The following is a 2,161-nucleotide window of genomic DNA, read 5'->3' on the forward strand; positions in this document are numbered from 1 at the left end:
CTTTTAGGGAGAGGTAATTATCCATTATCCATTATCCATTATCCATTAATGAATTCCCCCTCTCCCCACACTCCCACAAGGTTTTCAGGAGTTCCTGATAAGGGATAGCCTTTTAAGGGGATAAATCAAAAATTTTCATGATTAGTCAATCCTCAATAGTTTTAAGAAGGGGTAATTATTAATTATTAATTGTTCATTGTTAATTGCTGAAAACCTTAGCATCATTTGTTGGTAGTCCTCCATAGTGATGGTGAGAATATACATTTTTTTCCTGCACTTCCCACACTCCCCACACTTCCCACACCCCCCACACTTCCAATACCATTACTATGCACCACCATCCATTTGTTTAAATGCCTGAAAAATACTATCCTACGTTTAAGTTTTCTTCTCATTTTTAACCAAGAAATAAGGTATCAAACCTACATTTTCAAAGGGATAAAAAAATCCGGATTTCAAGTTTGACAACTAAGTTGAAGGTACTGATAACTGATAACTGATCGCTGAAATAACTATGGCAAAAGACAAACGAGTGCTTATTCTCGGTGGTATTGGGGATAGCTTGAAATTAACAGCTTTAGCCTCTACTATACCAGGGTTGGAGGTAATAAACTCTCTTGCAGGTCGCACTCGTCAACCTATTATCACATCCACACCTACACGCATTGGTGGTTTTGGTGGTGTGTCTGGGTTGACAGACTATTTACGAGAGCAAAAAATAGATTTGCTAATTGATGTAACTCATCCTTTTGCATCAAAAATTTCCTGGAATGCAGCGATCGCTACTTCACAACTAAATATTCCCCGTTTAATGTTAGTCCGTCCTGCTTGGAAAAAGATCGAAGGCGATCGCTGGTTGGAGGTTAAAAGTAACGAAGTTGCTGCGAAAGTTTTACCAGAATTAGGTTCACGAATATTTCTGAGTATTGGTAGGCAAGAGCTAGGAAGTTATGCTCATCTCAAACATATCTGGTTTTTAATACGAGCGCTCGATATACCACAACCAGATAGTTTAGTACCTCCAGGAAAAATACTGACTGAGCGGGGACCTTTTTCTCTGGAAGAAGAGCAATCGCTTTTGCAAAAATATGAGATTGAGGCGATCGTCAGTAAAAATAGTGGTGGTGATGCTACCTACGCTAAGATTATTGCTGCAGGAGAATTAGGAATTCCAGTAGTGATGATACAACGTCCGTCTCTTCCTGAAGGAGAACAAGTTAGTGATGTTAAGAGTGCAGTCTCTTGGATCAGAAATTATAGTGATTAATTATCCCAACCTAAAAGATAACAGAAACAGCAGTAGAAAAACGTTTTCCCACTGCTAAGGATATCGCTCTATTGCAAAAGGTGATTTTTGTGTGTTTTATACCAATTGTATCAAATCCGGTTAAACAGTTATAGATTGATTAAGTCGTAATTGAGTCAGGAGTCAGGAGTCAGGAGTCAGGAGGGAAAAGAATTACAAAGATTGAGTAGTTATGACGATTGGATAATTTTTTTATGTCCAATCAAGCGGATTTGATATTACCATGCATTAATGGTATACTTCGCCTATACTTCAACAGTTAAATAGTTATACCATTTGACAGAATTCTGAATTCAGAATTCTGAAGTTAGATTGGATAGGCTAAAAACTTTGACAAGAGAAAGGTTTGAGGCAATTATTTGATATTTAAAGTTTGAAACTATTTGTGACATCTTCAAAGTGAATTGGTATTAGCAAGATTTAAAGTCTATTTTTGACAATTATTAGTCGGTTAGTAATTATTATTCCTGCTTTGGTAGTCCTGCATTGTAATGCTGAAGATATATATTTTTTATAGCGGTTTTCATTAACATAGAATACAGCTATTAGGTCTGTAATTATTAAACTTCAAACATACTTATATTTTGTCTGTAGTCAACATGAGTGAAAACCGCTATAATTTCTCCCCACACTCCCCGCACTCCCCCCACTCTCCCTACCATTACGCGAGTACCACCACCCCTACTGTTAACCTCTCCCCCCCACCTCCTTTCCTCCCCACACTTCCCCACCCAATCAGATATAGCAAGAATGCATGAGAAATGGTATGACCCCGGAAGTTTCTCAAAGTTATATGAAATACTAAAATTTTTGCTACAAATACTTAGGCTATTTCAAGGAGTCAGGAGTGAGTAG

The 2,161-nt window shown here is 37.6% G+C and carries 3 protein-coding genes; 1 reads left to right on the top strand and 2 read right to left on the bottom strand.

Annotated elements, in window-relative coordinates; genetic code table 11:
- Positions 1-199 precede the first annotated feature (199 nt).
- Entirely contained in the window at positions 200-325 is a 126-nt protein-coding gene (locus F6K22_RS39290; protein ID WP_293110421.1) for a hypothetical protein, read from the bottom strand.
- A gap of 189 nt (positions 326-514) precedes the next feature.
- Between F6K22_RS39290 and F6K22_RS39295 the strand changes: the two genes are divergently transcribed.
- On the top strand, positions 515-1,267 hold the full coding sequence (locus F6K22_RS39295; protein ID WP_293110423.1) for a cobalt-precorrin-6A reductase: 753 nt from the start codon (positions 515-517) through the stop codon (positions 1,265-1,267).
- A 599-nt stretch (positions 1,268-1,866) separates the two neighbouring features.
- On the opposite strand, the gene F6K22_RS39300 is transcribed toward F6K22_RS39295, so the two are convergent.
- The gene (locus F6K22_RS39300; RefSeq protein WP_293110425.1) at positions 1,867-2,037 is read right to left on the bottom strand and encodes a hypothetical protein; all 171 of its coding nucleotides are present in this window, start codon (positions 2,035-2,037) and stop codon (positions 1,867-1,869) included.
- Between the last annotated feature and the right edge of the window lie 124 nt (positions 2,038-2,161).

This window comes from Okeania sp. SIO2F4, from assembly GCF_010672385.1.
Classification (GTDB): Bacteria; Cyanobacteriota; Cyanobacteriia; order Cyanobacteriales; family Microcoleaceae; genus Trichodesmium.

Coding starts and splice junctions, on each gene's coding strand:
- F6K22_RS39290 (WP_293110421.1), bottom strand. CDS start 325: ATGGTATTGGAAGTGTGGGGGGTGTGGGAAGTGTGGGGAGTGTGGGAA.
- F6K22_RS39295 (WP_293110423.1), top strand. CDS start 515: ATGGCAAAAGACAAACGAGTGCTTATTCTCGGTGGTATTGGGGATAGC.